Source organism: Pseudomonas sp. DG56-2, from assembly GCF_004803755.1.
In the GTDB taxonomy this organism is placed as follows: domain Bacteria; phylum Pseudomonadota; class Gammaproteobacteria; order Pseudomonadales; family Pseudomonadaceae; genus Aquipseudomonas; species Aquipseudomonas auratipiscis.
In genome coordinates this window covers 2321289-2335795 of record NZ_CP032311.1, presented here as the reverse complement: position 1 = coordinate 2335795, position 14507 = coordinate 2321289, and the positions used below count along the sequence as shown (strand labels likewise).

General features: G+C 59.4%; 10 protein-coding genes. 2 read left to right on the top strand and 8 right to left on the bottom strand.

The genetic code is table 11. From position 1 onward, the window contains the following. Positions 1–235: 235 nt before the first annotated feature. From moaA to D3Z90_RS10575, 8 genes are all read right to left on the bottom strand, one after another. A complete protein-coding gene (gene moaA, locus D3Z90_RS10610) occupies positions 236–1228 on the bottom strand; it encodes a GTP 3',8-cyclase MoaA (protein WP_136475691.1) in 993 nt (330 codons plus the stop codon). Between the two features lie 22 nt (positions 1229–1250). Continuing rightward, the gene (locus D3Z90_RS10605) at positions 1251–2174 is read right to left on the bottom strand and encodes a peptidylprolyl isomerase (RefSeq protein WP_136475690.1); all 924 of its coding nucleotides are present in this window, start codon (positions 2172–2174) and stop codon (positions 1251–1253) included. A gap of 10 nt (positions 2175–2184) precedes the next feature. Further along, complete coding sequence (gene narI / locus D3Z90_RS10600) at positions 2185–2865, bottom strand: respiratory nitrate reductase subunit gamma (RefSeq protein WP_136475689.1); 681 nt, start codon at positions 2863–2865, stop codon at positions 2185–2187. Further along, a complete protein-coding gene (gene narJ / locus D3Z90_RS10595; protein ID WP_136475688.1) occupies positions 2858–3613 on the bottom strand; it encodes a nitrate reductase molybdenum cofactor assembly chaperone in 756 nt (251 codons plus the stop codon). Before narJ ends, narI begins: the two co-directional genes overlap by 8 nt. Positions 3614–3615: 2 nt before the next feature. Further along, positions 3616–5154: a nitrate reductase subunit beta gene (narH, locus tag D3Z90_RS10590; protein WP_136475687.1), complete on the bottom strand. Its 1539-nt coding sequence runs from the start codon at positions 5152–5154 to the stop codon at positions 3616–3618. An 11-nt stretch (positions 5155–5165) separates the two neighbouring features. Next, positions 5166–8933, bottom strand: a complete 3768-nt coding sequence (locus D3Z90_RS10585; RefSeq protein ID WP_136475686.1) for a nitrate reductase subunit alpha — start codon at positions 8931–8933, stop codon at positions 5166–5168. 68 nt (positions 8934–9001) lie between these two features. Then, the gene (locus D3Z90_RS10580) at positions 9002–10399 is read right to left on the bottom strand and encodes a NarK family nitrate/nitrite MFS transporter (protein WP_136475685.1); all 1398 of its coding nucleotides are present in this window, start codon (positions 10397–10399) and stop codon (positions 9002–9004) included. Continuing rightward, positions 10386–11681 carry a nitrate/nitrite transporter gene (locus D3Z90_RS10575; protein WP_136475684.1) on the bottom strand — a complete coding sequence of 432 codons (1296 nt, stop codon included), beginning with the start codon at positions 11679–11681 and terminating at the stop codon, positions 10386–10388. Before D3Z90_RS10575 ends, D3Z90_RS10580 begins: the two co-directional genes overlap by 14 nt. 316 nt (positions 11682–11997) lie before the next feature. Here D3Z90_RS10575 and D3Z90_RS10570 point away from each other — a divergent pair, with 316 nt between their 5' ends. Both D3Z90_RS10570 and narL read left to right on the top strand, forming a co-directional pair. Continuing rightward, the gene (locus tag D3Z90_RS10570) at positions 11998–13800 is read left to right on the top strand and encodes a HAMP domain-containing protein (RefSeq protein ID WP_136475683.1); all 1803 of its coding nucleotides are present in this window, start codon (positions 11998–12000) and stop codon (positions 13798–13800) included. Further along, positions 13797–14441 carry a two-component system response regulator NarL gene (narL, locus tag D3Z90_RS10565; protein WP_136475682.1) on the top strand — a complete coding sequence of 215 codons (645 nt, stop codon included), beginning with the start codon at positions 13797–13799 and terminating at the stop codon, positions 14439–14441. The genes D3Z90_RS10570 and narL overlap by 4 nt, the downstream gene beginning before the upstream one ends. Positions 14442–14507: the final 66 nt, after the last annotated feature.

The following is a 14507-nucleotide window of genomic DNA, read 5'->3' as shown; positions in this document are numbered from 1 at the left end:
ATATAGATGTTTATAAACCAAAAAACACAATATGCAGTGGAGATTACGTGCAAACGCACCGCGCAAAATTGACCGACGTCAAGACCAGGGGAAAGCAAAAAACCATTCCCCACGCACACAAAAAAAAAGAGCACAGTCAGTTGTGCTCTTGATCTCAATCTGCAGCGAGGGGACCCGAAGCGCAGCGCAGGGCCCCTGGTGGGGCAGGTCCTTCACCCCGGCCAAGCGCACGCCCTCACCCGCCACTCATATTCATGAACCGCAAAATCTGTACCTCTCCATCAGGATTGAAGTCGTGGCGCAACGGCTTCCCCCGCAACGCCTGCTGCACCGCACTGACAATCGGCTGATCATCCAATGGATAGCGCCGCAACAACCCTCGCAGATCCAACGAATCCTCCTGGCCCAGGCACAACAACAACCGCCCCTCCACCGTCATCCGCACCCGATTGCAACTGGCGCAGAAATTATGGCTGTTAGGCGAAATGAAGCCGATACGCGTATCAGAATGTTCAACCAACCGCACATAACGTGCCGGCCCACCACTGTTCTCGGCACTGTCGAGCAAGGCATAACGACTGGCAACCAGCCCGCGAACCTCCTCACTGGAGCAGAACGACTCACCCCGTGAACGACCCACCTCGCCCAAAGGCATCTCTTCGATAAAGGTAATATCGATACCCTGATCAATGGCGAACTGCACCAACGGCAGCACCTCATCGAAATTGCGCCCCTTCATCACCACGCAATTGAGCTTGACCCGTTCGAACCCGGCGCGACTGGCAGTCTCGATACCACGCAGCACCTGATCAAGATCACCGTTACGGGTAATCGCCCGAAACCGCTCGGCATCCAGACTGTCGAGACTGATATTCATGCGCTTGACCCCGGCCTCGACCAACGGCCGCGACAAACGCTGCAACTGTGAACCATTGCTGGTCATCACCAACTCACGCAAACCCGGCAAGGCGGCAATGTGACGGCACAGATCGACGATACCCGGACGAATCAACGGCTCCCCCCCGGTCAGGCGAATCTTGCGAACCCCCTGGCCGACAAACAGCGTTGCCAGACGCTGCAATTCCTCCAGGGTCAACACCTGCTGACGCGGCAAGAAAGTCATGTTCTTGGCCATGCAGTACACACAGCGAAAATCACAACGATCGGTCACCGACATCCGCAAATAATCGATCTGCCGCCCGAATCCATCCTGCATCACAGTGCTCATCACATTCCCCTTGTCGAACCGGTTACTGCACCAGCGGCGAATCGGCACCCTGCAGCTGAATACCGCGGATGTCCGCAGCACCGATCAGCGTTTGCAGGTATTGCACCACCGCTTTTTGCCAGACGCCTTGTTGCAACTGAGTACGGATGGCTGTTGCTACCGCCTCATAGGGCAACTGCTGTCCTTCGATACGCTGGTCGACGCTGAGCACGTGCCAGCCATAACGACTTTCCAACGGCTTGTCAGCCAGCCCCTGAGCCAGGGTGAACAACTGGCGCTCCAGTTCAGGCACGGTCTGACCCTTGCTGATCTGCCCCAGTTCCCCCCCCTGAGCCTTCGACGGGCAGGCAGAGTACTTCAGTGCGAGTTCACCAAACTGCTCGGGAAACTGCGCCAGGCGTTGCTGAAGGATTTCAGCCTGAGCCAGTGCCTCGCTGCGTCCCTCGGCATCGTCCGGCGCACATTCCAGCAGAATGTGCCGAACCGCCAGCAACGGTGCGCTGTGGAAGCGCCCACGGTTGCTTTCGTAGTAACGCTGACAGGTCGCCTCGTCACACTCAGGCACCTGCACCTCGCGCTCCAACAGCAATCGCGTGGCCGCCTCTTCTTCGTTATCGCCAGGGCCAACCTGCAAAGTCAAACCCAGCTCGGCGATCCGCTGTTGCAACAGCTCGCGGATCACCAGTGCGCGGGCGGCCATGAACACCGCTTCCTCGCGGTCGGGCGCCGGGTGATACTGCAGTTCCTGGGCCATAGCCTGGGCACTGATCGGCACCTCATTGACGCTGATGATCGGCCATTCCTGCTCGCTGCTGGCGATCAGTTGGGCCGGGGCCTCGGCCTCAACCACCACCGGCTCCACGCTCGGCACCGGTTCTTGCACCGATGAAGAGGCACAACCACCGCCACCGCCACTACCGCCGCCACATCCACATCCGCTTGACATGACTGTCTCCTCAGATTTTCTGCCGAACGATTTGATAACGACGTCCCAGGTACCAGATCGGTGCGCTGACGATGTGCACCAGACGGGTGAAGGGGAACAGTACGAACAGGGTCAGGCCCAGGAACACATGCAGCTTGTACACCAGGCTGACCGGGGCAATGGCTGCTGCCGCTTCCACTGGACGCAACATCACGGTGTTCTGTGCCCAATCCGCCAGCATCACCATTACCGAGCCGTCCATGTGGCCGGTCGAAGCAACAATGGTCAGCAGGCCAAGCACCAACTGCGCCAGCAACACCACCAGGATCAGGATGTCCGAGGTGTTTGAAGTGGCGCGAACCCGTGGGTTGGTCAGGCGACGGTGAATCAGCATGATCAGGCCGATCAGGCACAGCAGGCCGAAAAAGCCGCCGGAGACCATTGCCAGCAGTTGCTTGTTCTCAGTGCTGATCACATGGTGATAGACCGACGCCGGGGTCAACAGGCCCACAAAGTGCCCCGCCAGTACAAACAGCACACCGACATGGAAAAGGTTGCTGGCCGCACGCATGCCACTGCTCGACAACATCTGGCTCGAGCTGGCCTTCCAGGTGTACTGGGACAGGTCGAAACGCGCCCAACTGCCCAGCAGGCAGATAGCCAGTGCTACATAGGGATAGACCCCGAACGCCAACAGATTCCATTTAGACATTGTTTACCTCCCCGGCCGGCGCGCTGGCCTGCCCTTGTTGCTGAAAATCGACCCAATGCAGCGGTACCGCACTTTCCTCCCGTGCCTTGCCAGGGGCGCTTGGCAGCGAGCTGCAGCGCTCCTGCTGCTCGGCCTTGAGGAAGTCCACTGCCTCTTCTTCCCAGATTTTGTCCAGGGCTTCGAGTGAGTCATCACGCTGCTCGGCCGCTACTTGTTCGCGCAGATCAGCCACCGCTTGATGCGGCTCGGAACCGGCGATTTGCAGCAGCGCACGGAAGCAACTGGCATATCCGCTCTCGCGCTCTTCCAGGCGTGCAGCGAGCAGCGCCAGCAGATGGGCGATATCTGCGAGGCCCTCGCGGGCCTCCAGGTCGTCGCGGGTCGAGAGGTATTCCAGGTACAGCGGAATGTAGTCCGGCAGCTCCTTGACGCCGATGGCAAAGCCGGCGTCTTCATACTGGGCGAGCATGTCGACCATGGCCTGGCCACGGTCGCGCGATTCGCCATGCACGTGCTCGAACAACAACAGTGACAGCGAGCGACCACGACCGAACAGTGCGCCGTAGTGCTCCTGGCCATCCATCAGGTCGTTGTTACAGATCAGTTCGAGCAGTTCGAACAGCGCGCCGCGCTGGTTCGGGCTGATTTCCCGCGACTGATGAATGGCCAGTTCCAGCTCATCGCGCCCGGCCACCAGACTTTCGGTTGGATAATCGAGCAGCAACGAAATCACTTTAAGAATGCGCATACTCAGTCCTCCCACAACTGCACGGTTTTGAGGATGTCGCGGCGGTTGGCTTTCTTGGCACCGAACATGTTGGTGTCGGAGCTACCACTGCAACCACTGCCGAAGCTGAAGCCACAACCGGAACGCTCGGCAAACGCATCGCTCATTGCTTCTTCACGGTGAGCGCTAGGTACTACATAGCGGTCTTCGTAGTTGGCGATGGCCAGGTAGCGGTACATTTCCTCGACCTGATTCACGCTCAAGCCAACGTCTTTGAGCACTTGCAGGTCCTGCACACCTTCAACCTGCTCGGAACGCTTGTAGGCACGCATGGCCAGCAAACGCTTGAGGGCACGTTTCACCGGCTTCTCGTCACCGGCGGTGAGCAGGTTGGCCAGGTAGCGCAGTGGAATACGCAGGCTGTCGACATCCGGGATAACCCCGTTCATGCCCACGGTGCCAGCGGCTGCGGCGTTCTGAATTGGCGACAGTGGCGGTACGTACCACACCATCGGCAGCGTGCGGTACTCAGGGTGCAGTGGCAAGGCCAGCTTCCAGTCAACCGCCATTTTGTAAACTGGCGAGCGCTGTGCAGCGTCGATCACCGATTGCGGCACGCCATCCTTCAGGGCCTGGCGAATGACTGCCGGGTCGTTGGGGTCGAGGAAAATCTCCAGCTGTTTTTCGTACAGGTCATGCTCGTTGGCCGTGCTGGCCACTTCGCTGATGCGGTCGGCGTCGTACAACAGCACACCCAGGTAGCGAATACGGCCAACGCAGGTTTCGGCGCAAACCGTCGGCATCCCGGCTTCGATACGTGGGTAGCAGAAAATGCACTTCTCGGATTTGCCACTTTTCCAGTTGAAGTAGATCTTCTTGTACGGGCAGCCGCTGATGCACATCCGCCAGCCACGGCATTTTTCCTGGTCGATCAAGACAATGCCATCTTCCTCACGCTTGTAGATCGCACCGCTCGGGCACGATGCTGCACAGGCCGGGTTCAAGCAGTGCTCGCACAGACGCGGCAGGTACATCATGAAGGTGTTTTCGTACTCTCCGTAGATGTCCGCCTGGATCTTGTCGAAGTTCTTGTCCTTGCGGCGCTTGGCAAACTCGGTACCGAGAATTTCTTCCCAGTTCGGGCCCCATTCGATTTTTTCCATACGCTTGCCAGACACCACCGAGCGTGGCCGCGCGGTAGGTTGGTGATCGCCCAGCGGTGCGGTGTGCAGGTGCTGGTAGTCGAAGTCGAACGGCTCGTAGTAGTCGTCAAGCCCAGGCAGGTCCGGGTTGGCAAAAATGTTCGCCAGCACGCGGAACTTGCCGCCAATACGCGGCGAGATCGAGCCGTTGCTGTTGCGTACCCAGCCGCCCTTCCATTTATCCTGGTTTTCCCACTCTTTGGGGTAGCCGATACCTGGCTTGGTCTCAACGTTGTTGAACCATGCGTATTCCATGCCTTCACGGCTAGTCCAGACGTTTTTGCAGGTGATTGAACAGGTGTGGCAGCCAATGCATTTGTCCAGGTTCAGGACCATGCCAACTTGTGAACGAATCTTCATGACAGCACTCCTTATTCAATATCGGTTGGCAGAGGACGTGGCAGCTCATCGCCACGCGAACCATCGAGCCAATCGACCTTGGCCATTTTGCGCACCACGACGAATTCATCGCGGTTGCAACCGACCGTGCCGTAGTAGTTGAACCCATAGGCCTGCTGGGCATAGCCGCCGATCATATGGGTGGGCTTGAGCACCACACGGGTAACCGAGTTGTGGTGGCCGCCGCGGGTCTTGGTGGTTTCCGAACCGGGGACGTTCACGATCCGTTCCTGGGCGTGGTACATCATCACCATGCCTTCCTTGACCCGCTGGCTGACCACCGCACGGGCGGTCAACGCACCGTTGACGTTGAAGCATTCGACCCAGTCGTTGTCTTCGATACCGGCGCGTTTGGCGTCGATCTCCGAGAGCCAGATAATCGGGCCACCGCGGCTCAGGGTGAGCATCAGCAGGTTGTCGGTGTACGTACTGTGGATGCCCCACTTCTGGTGCGGAGTGATCCAGTTCAGAACGATCTCGGTTTCACCGTTGCTGCGCTTGCCCTTCACACCGGCGATGGTGCGGGTGTTGACCGGCGGACGGTAGCTCATCAACTGCTCGCCGAAGGCCTGCATCCATGGGTGGTCCTGATAGAACTGCTGGCGGCCGGTGATGGTGCGCCATGGGATGTTCTCGTGAACGTTGGTGTAGCCGGCGTTGTAGCTGACATGTTCGTCTTCAAGACCCGACCAGGTCGGGCTGGAGATGATCTTGCGTGGCTGCGCCTGGATGTCGCGGAAGCGGATGGCCTCGTGAGCCTTTGGCAACGCCAGGTGGCTGTGGTCGATACCGGTGAACTCGGACAATGCTGCCCAGGCCTTGACCGCCACATGACCGTTGGTTTCCGGCGCCAACGAAAGAATGACTTCAGCAGCATCGATTGCTGTATCGATTTTCGGCCGACCCTGGCTGATACCTTCTTCTTTCTCGCGGTAGTTCAGTTCGCCGAGGAAATCGACTTCTTCCTGGGTTTCCCAGTTGATGCCTTTACCACCGTTGCCAAGCTTGTCCAGCAGTGGACCAAGGGAGGTGAACTGTTTGTAGATGTTCGGGTAGTTGCGCTCGACCACTTGCAGGTTCGGCGCGTTCTTGCCCGGCTCAGGTGCAACACCGGCGGTTTTCCAGTCAGTGCCACCGAACGGCTGGGCCAGCTCGCCAACACTGTCGTGCATCAGCGGTACGCTGACCACGTCCTGCTCAATGCCCAGATGCCCTTCGGCCATACGCGAGAAGGCTTTGGCGATACCTTTGTAGATCTCCCAGTCCGAACGTGATTCCCACGCCGGATCAATGGCGGCCGACAGCGGGTGAATGAAGGGGTGCATGTCCGAGGTGTTCATGTCGTCCTTCTCGTACCAGGTAGCGGTCGGCAGAACGATGTCGGAATACACGCAAGTGGAGGACATGCGGAAGTCCAGGGTAGTCACCAGGTCGAGCTTGCCGATGGCACCATCGTCGACCCATTCGGCTTCCATCGGCTTGCAGTCGCCGACCTGGCCGATGTCTTCGTTCATCACACCGTTGCGAGTACCCAGCAGGTACTTGAGCATGTACTCGTGGCCCTTGCCGGACGAACCCAGCAGGTTGGAACGCCAGACGAACATGTTGCGCGGGAAGTTGACCGGGTTGTCCGGCTGTTCGCAGGCAAAGCGCACGCTACCGTCCTGCCAGCCCTTGACTACATAGTCCTTGGGCGTCATGCCGGCGGCGGCCGCGTCGCGAGCGATTTTCAGCGGGTTGGTATTGAACTGTGGCGAGCTAGGCAGCCAGCCGGCACGTTCGGCGCGGATGTTGTAGTCCAGCGCATGCTCGGGGAACTGGCTCTTGTCAGCCAGGGGCGAGAGCACGTCGTGCATGTTCATTTTTTCATGGCGCCACTGCGAGCTGTGGGCATAGAAGAAGCTGGTGCCGTTCATCTGCCGAGGCGGACGGCTCCAGTCCAGGCCAAAGGCCAATGGCAGCCAACCGCATTGTGGGCGCAGTTTTTCCTGGCCTACATAGTGAGCCCAGCCACCACCGGTCTGACCGACACAACCGCAGAGCATGAGCATGTTGATCAGCCCGCGGTAGTTCATGTCCATGTGGTACCAGTGGTTCATCGCCGCACCGACGATGATCATCGAGCGTCCACGGGTCTTGTCGGCGTTGTCGGCAAATTCGCGCGCAATCTGGATAGCTTTCTCACGGCTCACGCCAGTGATCTGCTCTTGCCAGGCGGGAGTGCCCGGTACATTGGCGTCGTCGTAGTCACGCGCAACGTTGGCGCCACCCAGGCCACGGTCGATTGCCAGGTTAGCCGCCGACAGGTCGAACACAGTGGCTACCTTGACCTGGCTGCCATCAGCCAGGGTCAGGCTGCGCACCGGTACACGGCGGTACTGCACGGCATCACCGGCCACATGCTGGAAGTGCTCATGGGATTCACCGGCGAAGTACGGGAACGCTACTTCGGCGACGTCGCCACCGATCAGGCTCAGGGTCAGGTCGATTTCGCGGCCGGCGCCGCCTTCACGGGCCAGAATGTTCCACTTGCCCTGCTCGCCCCAGCGATAGCCGATCGAGCCTTGCGGTGAAACCAGCTCACCGTCAGCATTCTGCGCGATGGTTTTCCACTCGGGGTTGTTGTCCTGGCCCAGATTGTCAGCCAGGTCCGAGGCGCGCAGGAAGCGGTCAGGCTGGTAGCCCGCGCCCGGTGCGGTGCCAAGCATCGGCTTGAGCAGCACCAGTACTGGCAAGTCGGTGTAGCGCTTGGCGTACTCAGTGAAGTAGGCGCTTGGCTTGTCGAGGTGGAACTCTTTGAAAATGACGTGGTTGAACGCTTGGGCCAGGGCCGCATCGGTACCCTGTTTCGGGTTCAGCCACAGGTCGGTGAGCTTGGCCACCTCCGAGTAGTCGGGAGTGATTGCCACAGTCTTGGTGCCCTTGTAGCGAACTTCGGTGAAGAAGTGCGCATCCGGGGTACGGGTCTGCGGAACGTTGGAGCCCCAGGCGATGATGTAGTTGGAGTTGTACCAGTCGGCCGATTCCGGCACGTCGGTCTGCTCGCCCCAGACCATCGGTGATGCTGGAGGCAGGTCGCAGTACCAGTCATAGAAGCTCAGGCAGGTGCCGCCGATCAGCGACAGGTAGCGCGCGCCGGCAGCGTAGCTGACCATCGACATCGCCGGGATCGGCGAGAAGCCCACTACCCGGTCAGGGCCGTACTGCTTGACGGTGTAAACGTTGGCGGCAGCGATGATCTCGGTGACTTCGTCCCAGCTGGAGCGGATAAAACCACCCATGCCGCGCTTGCTCTTGTACGAATCAGCCTTGGCCTTGTTCTCGACGATGCTCGCCCAGGCCTCGACCGGTGCCATGCTCTGACGCGCTTCGCGCCACAGTTTGAGCAGAGGCTTGCGGATTTTCGGGTATTTCAGACGGTTGGCACTGTAGATGTACCAGCTGTAGCTGGCACCCCGTGGGCAGCCGCGTGGTTCGTGGTTGGGCAGATCGTTACGGGTGCGCGGGTAGTCGGTCTGCTGGGTTTCCCAGGTGATCAGGCCGTTTTTCACGTAGATCTTCCACGAGCAGGAGCCGGTGCAGTTCACCCCATGGGTGGAGCGCACGATCTTGTCGTACTGCCAACGCGAACGGTAGACGTTCTCCCAGTCGCGCGACTCTTTGCGAGTTTCTCCGTGACCTTCGGAGAACTCGCCTTGCTTGCGGTTGAAGAACCGCAGTTGATCGAGCAGATGGCTCATGATGCTTTCCTCTCAGGCTTGCTGTGGGGTCTATGCCCCACCCACGCAAAGGTTGAATTCAGATCGTGTCAGCAGGGGGTTGCGGCGCCTTTGCGGGCGTACCACCACCAGGTCACGACAATGCAACTCAGGTAAAAACCGACGAACATGTAGAACGCCATCGCCGGGCTACCGGTCATGGCCATCGACGAGCCGAAGGTCTTGGGAATAAAGAAGGCACCGAAGGCGCCGATCGCCGAGCTGAAACCGAGCACCGCAGCCGATTCCTTGCCCGCGTCTTTCAATGCCTGTTCGTGCGCCTTGGCGCCTTTGCCGGCAGCGGCTTTTTCATGCTGGGTGCGGAAGATCACCGGGATCATGCGGAAGGTCGAACCGTTGCCAATGCCGGTGGTGAAGAACAGCAGCATGAACATGCCCAGGAAGCCGTAGAAGTTGCCGGCAACACCCGGTTGCGGAATGAAGTGCAGCACGCCAAAGACCATCACGATCATCAGCACGAAGTTCCACAGGGTGACCCGCGCGCCGCCAAGCTTGTCCGCCAACCAGCCACCCAGCGGACGCACCAGGGCGCCAACCAGCGGGCCAAGGAACGCGAAAGCCAAGGCGTTGACTTCCGGGAACGAGGTTTTGATCAGCATCGGGAAGGCGGCAGAGAAGCCAATGAACGAGCCAAAGGTGGCCAGGTACAGCCAGCACATCAGCCAGTTGTGCTTGCGCTTGAAAATCACCGCCTGCTCGCTGAACGAGGCTTTGGCGCTGGACAGATCATTCATGCAGAACCAGGCCAGCAGCGTCACCGCGACAATGAACGGCACCCACAGGAAGCCCGCGTTCTGCAGCCACAATTGAGTGCCATCGGCGAGTACCTGCGGTTGGCCGCCGAGCACACCGAACACGCCGAAGGTAATCACCATGGGCACGGCGAACTGCATGACCGAGACACCCAGGTTGCCCAGGCCGGCGTTAAGCCCCAGGGCAGTGCCCTGCTGCGACTTTGGATAGAAGAAGCTGATGTTGGACATGCTCGAGGCGAAGTTGCCGCCACCGAACCCACACAGCAAGGCGATGATCACGAACACGCTGTAAGGGGTGCTTGGGTCCTGTACAGCAAAGCCCATCCACAAAGTTGGTACCAGCAACGAAGCGGTACTGATTGCAGTCCAGCGACGGCCGCCGAAAATCGGCACCATGAACGAGTAGAACACCCGCAAGGTTGCGCCAGACAGGCCCGGCAAGGCTGCCAACCAGAACAACTGGTCAGTGGTGAAGGTGAAGCCGATGGCGTTGAGGCGCACGATCACCGTGCTCCAGACCATCCATACGGCAAAGGCCAACAGCAGCGCGGGAATGGAAATCCACAGGTTGCGGGTTGCAGTCTTTTTGCCGCTACGCCCCCAGAATGCGGGGTCTTCAGGGCGCCAGTCATGTATGACCGGGCCTGAGTCAGGCTTCTTAAGAACCGACATGGTCTTCTCCTTGGGCAATGCTTGAAAACGAATTCGAAGTCGTCTGCGGCTGTTTACCGAGCAGCGGGCGTTTGCGGATTTCGCTGAAGTACATCCAGATCAGCGACACCCAGACCACGCCGTACAGCAGCATGAAAGCCGAGGAGCGCACGCCGGTCAGATCGACCAGGGCGCCAAACATGATGGGCAGGACAAAGCCACCCAGGCCGCCGGCGAGACCGACGATGCCCGATACCGCACCCATGTTCTGCGGGTAGTCATTGGCGATGTACTTGAATACCGAGGCTTTGCCGAAGGCGAAGGCAATGCCGATAATGAACAGCAGTACAGTGAACAGCACCGGATTCAGGCCGATATGGAAATCCAGCGGGCCGTTGAGGGTCTGCACTTGCAATTGAGTCTGTGGGTAGGAAAGCAGGAACAGGCAGATCCAGCTGACCCACAGCACCCACCAAGTCACGCTCTGAGCGCCCCAGCGATCCGACATCCAGCCGCCGACCGCACGCAGCACGCCACCTGGCAGTGAGAAGCAGGCAGCCAGCAGGGCCGCACTTTGCAGGGTGAAACCGTATTCCTCGACGTAGTACTTGGTCATCCACAGTGCCAGCGCTACATAGCCGCCGAAGACAATCGAGTAGTACTGGCAGTAGCGCCACACTGCAGGATCTTTCAGCGACTTGAGTTGCTCGCCGAGGGTCGCGCCGTTGGCACTGCGGTGCGCTTTGTTGTCAGAGGTAAGGAACCAGAACAACAGCGCGGTAATGAACAGGATGGCGCTGAAGACTTTCGGTACCAGTTGCCAGCTACCGGCTGCAATCAACGCAGGAGCGAGGAACTTGGTCAGCGCCGAGCCGGCGTTACCGGCACCGAACACGCCCATGGCGAAACCCTGGTTTTCCTTTTCGAACCATTTGGCGACGTAAGCGATACCCACCGAGAAGGAGCCACCGGCAAGGCCGACAAACAGCCCCAGTACCAGAAACTGCCAATAGGCTGTGGCGTGGCTGATCAAGTACAGCGGCAATACACAGGACAACATCAGCAGGAAGAACACGATGCGACCGCCAAAACGGTCGGTCAGAATCCCCAATGGCAAGCGCACCAGTGAACCAGTCAATACGGGAGTAGCGGCTAACAGACCAAACTGGGTCTCATTGAGCTGGAGCAGTTCCTTGATCGGCACGCCCAGCACGGCAAACATCATCCAGACCATGAAACAGACGGTGAAGGCCAGCGTGCTCATGCCTAAAACCAGGCCTTGTTTTACACGCGGTGGGTTCATGTTGCGTCTCCCGTTTAAAAGCAATGGCGGCAGACTAGAGAGGCGGACCCGGTAAAAACTTGATACGGATCAACGAACCCAAAAGCGAATCAGGGCTATGCTTTACCCATCTACCTCCAACGAGGTAGACAGTAAAAACCTCAAAACCCTTTGTTTATCAGTGTTTTGGCGTTTTTAGCCGATGGATTCGGGCCGGGTCGAAGGATAAGAACTCTTTAGAGGTAGAACGCCAGGGACGGGCTGCAGAAACATCGGCAGTCATAACAACGGAGCCCTGCATGCGTGTTTTCCATCATTTTTTCGTCGGCCTGCGGACATGATCCGTTGGCTGCGTAGCTCGTTGCCCGCCCGAGCCGGTCTCGCCGTTATCCTGATCGCGGTGCTGGCGCTGGCGAGCTCGTTGAGCGCCGGTCTGATCGCCTGGTTCAGCCAGGGCGATGCGGCGGCGATCAATACCGCAGGCTCGGTGCGCATGGAGACATACCGCCTGAGCTGGAAACTGGCCTCCGGCGCCAACGCCGACGAAATCGCCCACGTCAGCCAAAGCTTGCAACAGCGTCTCAATAGCCAGACCCTGAAAGCCGTGCTGGAAGACGGCAGCAATAAGGCCGTGGACGCCAGCTATCAACAACTGCAGGCGTACTGGCGCGACACCTTGAATCCGGCACTGGAACGCGGTGATGCCATGGCATTCCAGGCCAACGCCCTGCCCTTCATCGAACAGCTCAACCAGTTCGTCAACCTGCTGCAGCGCCAGAGCGAACATAAGCAAACCTGGCAACAGATGATCCAGGGCGCTGCCTTGTTCATCACCATGATCGTCCTGCTGATTGGCCTCTATGAATTGCAGAGCAGCGTGATCAGCCCACTGCAGGAATTGGTGGATGCGACCCAGCGCTTTCGCCGTGGCGAGTTCCAGGCTCGGGTCAATCACCAATCCGAGGATGAATTGGGTCAACTGGCCACCAGTTTCAACGCCATGGCCGAAACCATCGAACAGTCCCATCGCACACTGGAATCCCAGGTCCAGCAAAAAACCTTGAACCTGCAACAGGCAAACGCCGCCTTGGAGTTGCTGTACCAGAGCAGCTCCAGCCTGGCCACGCGCCTGGCCAACGCCGAAGGCCTGGATGAACTGATCCGGCGCTTCCAGCAACGCCTGCCCGGCCTGCGCCTGTCATTGTGCCTGCAGGGCCAATTGCAAGCGCCTGCCCAACAATTGCTCGCCCTGCATGGCGCCGACAGCCGCAGAATCTGTGCCAGCACCGACTGCGCCACCTGCCAGCGCCATGTGCAACTCAAACCACACATCTACAGCATCAGCAACCAGGGCAGCACGCTGGGTGAGCTCAAGGCGCACTTCATCGATGGCCACGCTCCGCAGGCCTGGGAAACCCAACTTATCCAGGCCTTGGCCAACCTGATCGGCACTTCGCTGTCGCTCAAGCGCCAGCGCGAGCAAGACCACCGCTTGCTGCTGCTCGAAGAGCGCGCCATCATTGCCCGCGAGCTGCATGATTCGCTGGCCCAGGCCCTGTCGTACATGAAGCTGCAGGTCAGCCGCATGCAAACCCTGATGCGCCGTGGCGAATCGGTAGAGACCCTGGAGAGCGTGACTGCCGAGCTGCGCGAAGGCCTGAACAATGCCTACCGCCAGTTGCGCGAACTGCTGACCACCTTCCGTCTGCAAATCCAGGACGCAGGCCTGGTCCAGGGCCTCAAGGACACCACCCAGGAATTCAGCCGTCGCGGCGATTTCCAGGTGCACCTGAAGGTCGACAACCTGGCCTTCGAGCTGTCAGCCAGCGAGCAGATCCACATCCTTCAGATCACCCGTGAGGCGCTTTCCAATTGCCTGCGCCACGCCCACGCCCAGAACGCCTGGCTGGAATTGCGCCAGGAGGGAGAGACCGTGCGCCTGTCCATCGAGGACGACGGCCGCGGCTTCGTTGGCAGTTGTGACCCACGTGAGCATCATGGCCTGCACATCATGGATGAACGCGCTCGCAGCCTGCACGGCCAACTGCAAATACTCCCCAGGGATCCGCAAGGCACCCTCGTCCAGATGGAATTCCGTCCGGAATTTCTCGGGCAACCCTTACAAGGAAATATCTCATGAACATGCCCGTGCGCTGCCGTATTCTCCTGGTCGATGACCACCCCATGATGCGTCGCGGCATCCGTCAGATGCTGGAACTTGAAGACGACTTCGACATCGTTGGCGAAGCCAATCACGGCGAAGAAGCGCTGGCCATGATCGAGCCGCTGCAACCGGATCTGGTCCTGCTGGACAACAACATGCCGCAGATGAACGGCATCGAGACCCTGCGCCACCTGCGCGCCCAGGCCTATACCGGCAAGGTCCTGCTGTTCACCGTCTCCGATGCCGAAGACGACATCCGTGACGCACTGCGCCTGGATGCCGACGGCTACTTGCTCAAGGACATGGAGCCGGAACTGCTGATCCAGTACATCCGCGATGCCATGAATGGATCCTTGGTAATCAGCCCGGGGCTTACCCAAGTGATGGCCCAGGCTCTGCGTTCACCGCCGCGTCAACCGGAGGTAGAACTCACCGAGCGCGAGCGCCAGGTGCTCAAGACCATCGCCAGCGGCTACAGCAACAAAGTCATTGGCCACAAGCTGGGCATCACTGAAGGCACAGTCAAAGTTCATGTGAAGAATCTGCTGCACAAGCTGGGCCTGCGCTCGCGGGTCGAGGCCGCGGTGTGGGCCATGGAGCACCTGCGCCAAGGCTGACTGCCCCTTTGGAGGTAGGCCGGCGGAGGCATAGGCCGCAAGTCCCCGCAGGTCTACCATACCGGC

Bases quoted from the DNA above. Each gene is read 5' to 3' on its own strand.
- D3Z90_RS10580 (WP_136475685.1), bottom strand. From the start codon at position 10,399: ATGTCGGTTCTTAAGAAGCCTGACTCAGGCCCGGTCATACATGACTGG.
- D3Z90_RS10605 (WP_136475690.1), bottom strand. From the start codon at position 2,174: ATGTCAAGCGGATGTGGATGTGGCGGCGGTAGTGGCGGTGGCGGTGGT.
- moaA (WP_136475691.1), bottom strand. From the start codon at position 1,228: ATGAGCACTGTGATGCAGGATGGATTCGGGCGGCAGATCGATTATTTG.
- narI (WP_136475689.1), bottom strand. From the start codon at position 2,865: ATGTCTAAATGGAATCTGTTGGCGTTCGGGGTCTATCCCTATGTAGCA.
- D3Z90_RS10575 (WP_136475684.1), bottom strand. From the start codon at position 11,681: ATGAACCCACCGCGTGTAAAACAAGGCCTGGTTTTAGGCATGAGCACG.
- narH (WP_136475687.1), bottom strand. From the start codon at position 5,154: ATGAAGATTCGTTCACAAGTTGGCATGGTCCTGAACCTGGACAAATGC.
- D3Z90_RS10570 (WP_136475683.1), top strand. From the start codon at position 11,998: ATGATCCGTTGGCTGCGTAGCTCGTTGCCCGCCCGAGCCGGTCTCGCC.
- D3Z90_RS10585 (WP_136475686.1), bottom strand. From the start codon at position 8,933: ATGAGCCATCTGCTCGATCAACTGCGGTTCTTCAACCGCAAGCAAGGC.
- narL (WP_136475682.1), top strand. From the start codon at position 13,797: ATGAACATGCCCGTGCGCTGCCGTATTCTCCTGGTCGATGACCACCCC.
- narJ (WP_136475688.1), bottom strand. From the start codon at position 3,613: ATGCGCATTCTTAAAGTGATTTCGTTGCTGCTCGATTATCCAACCGAA.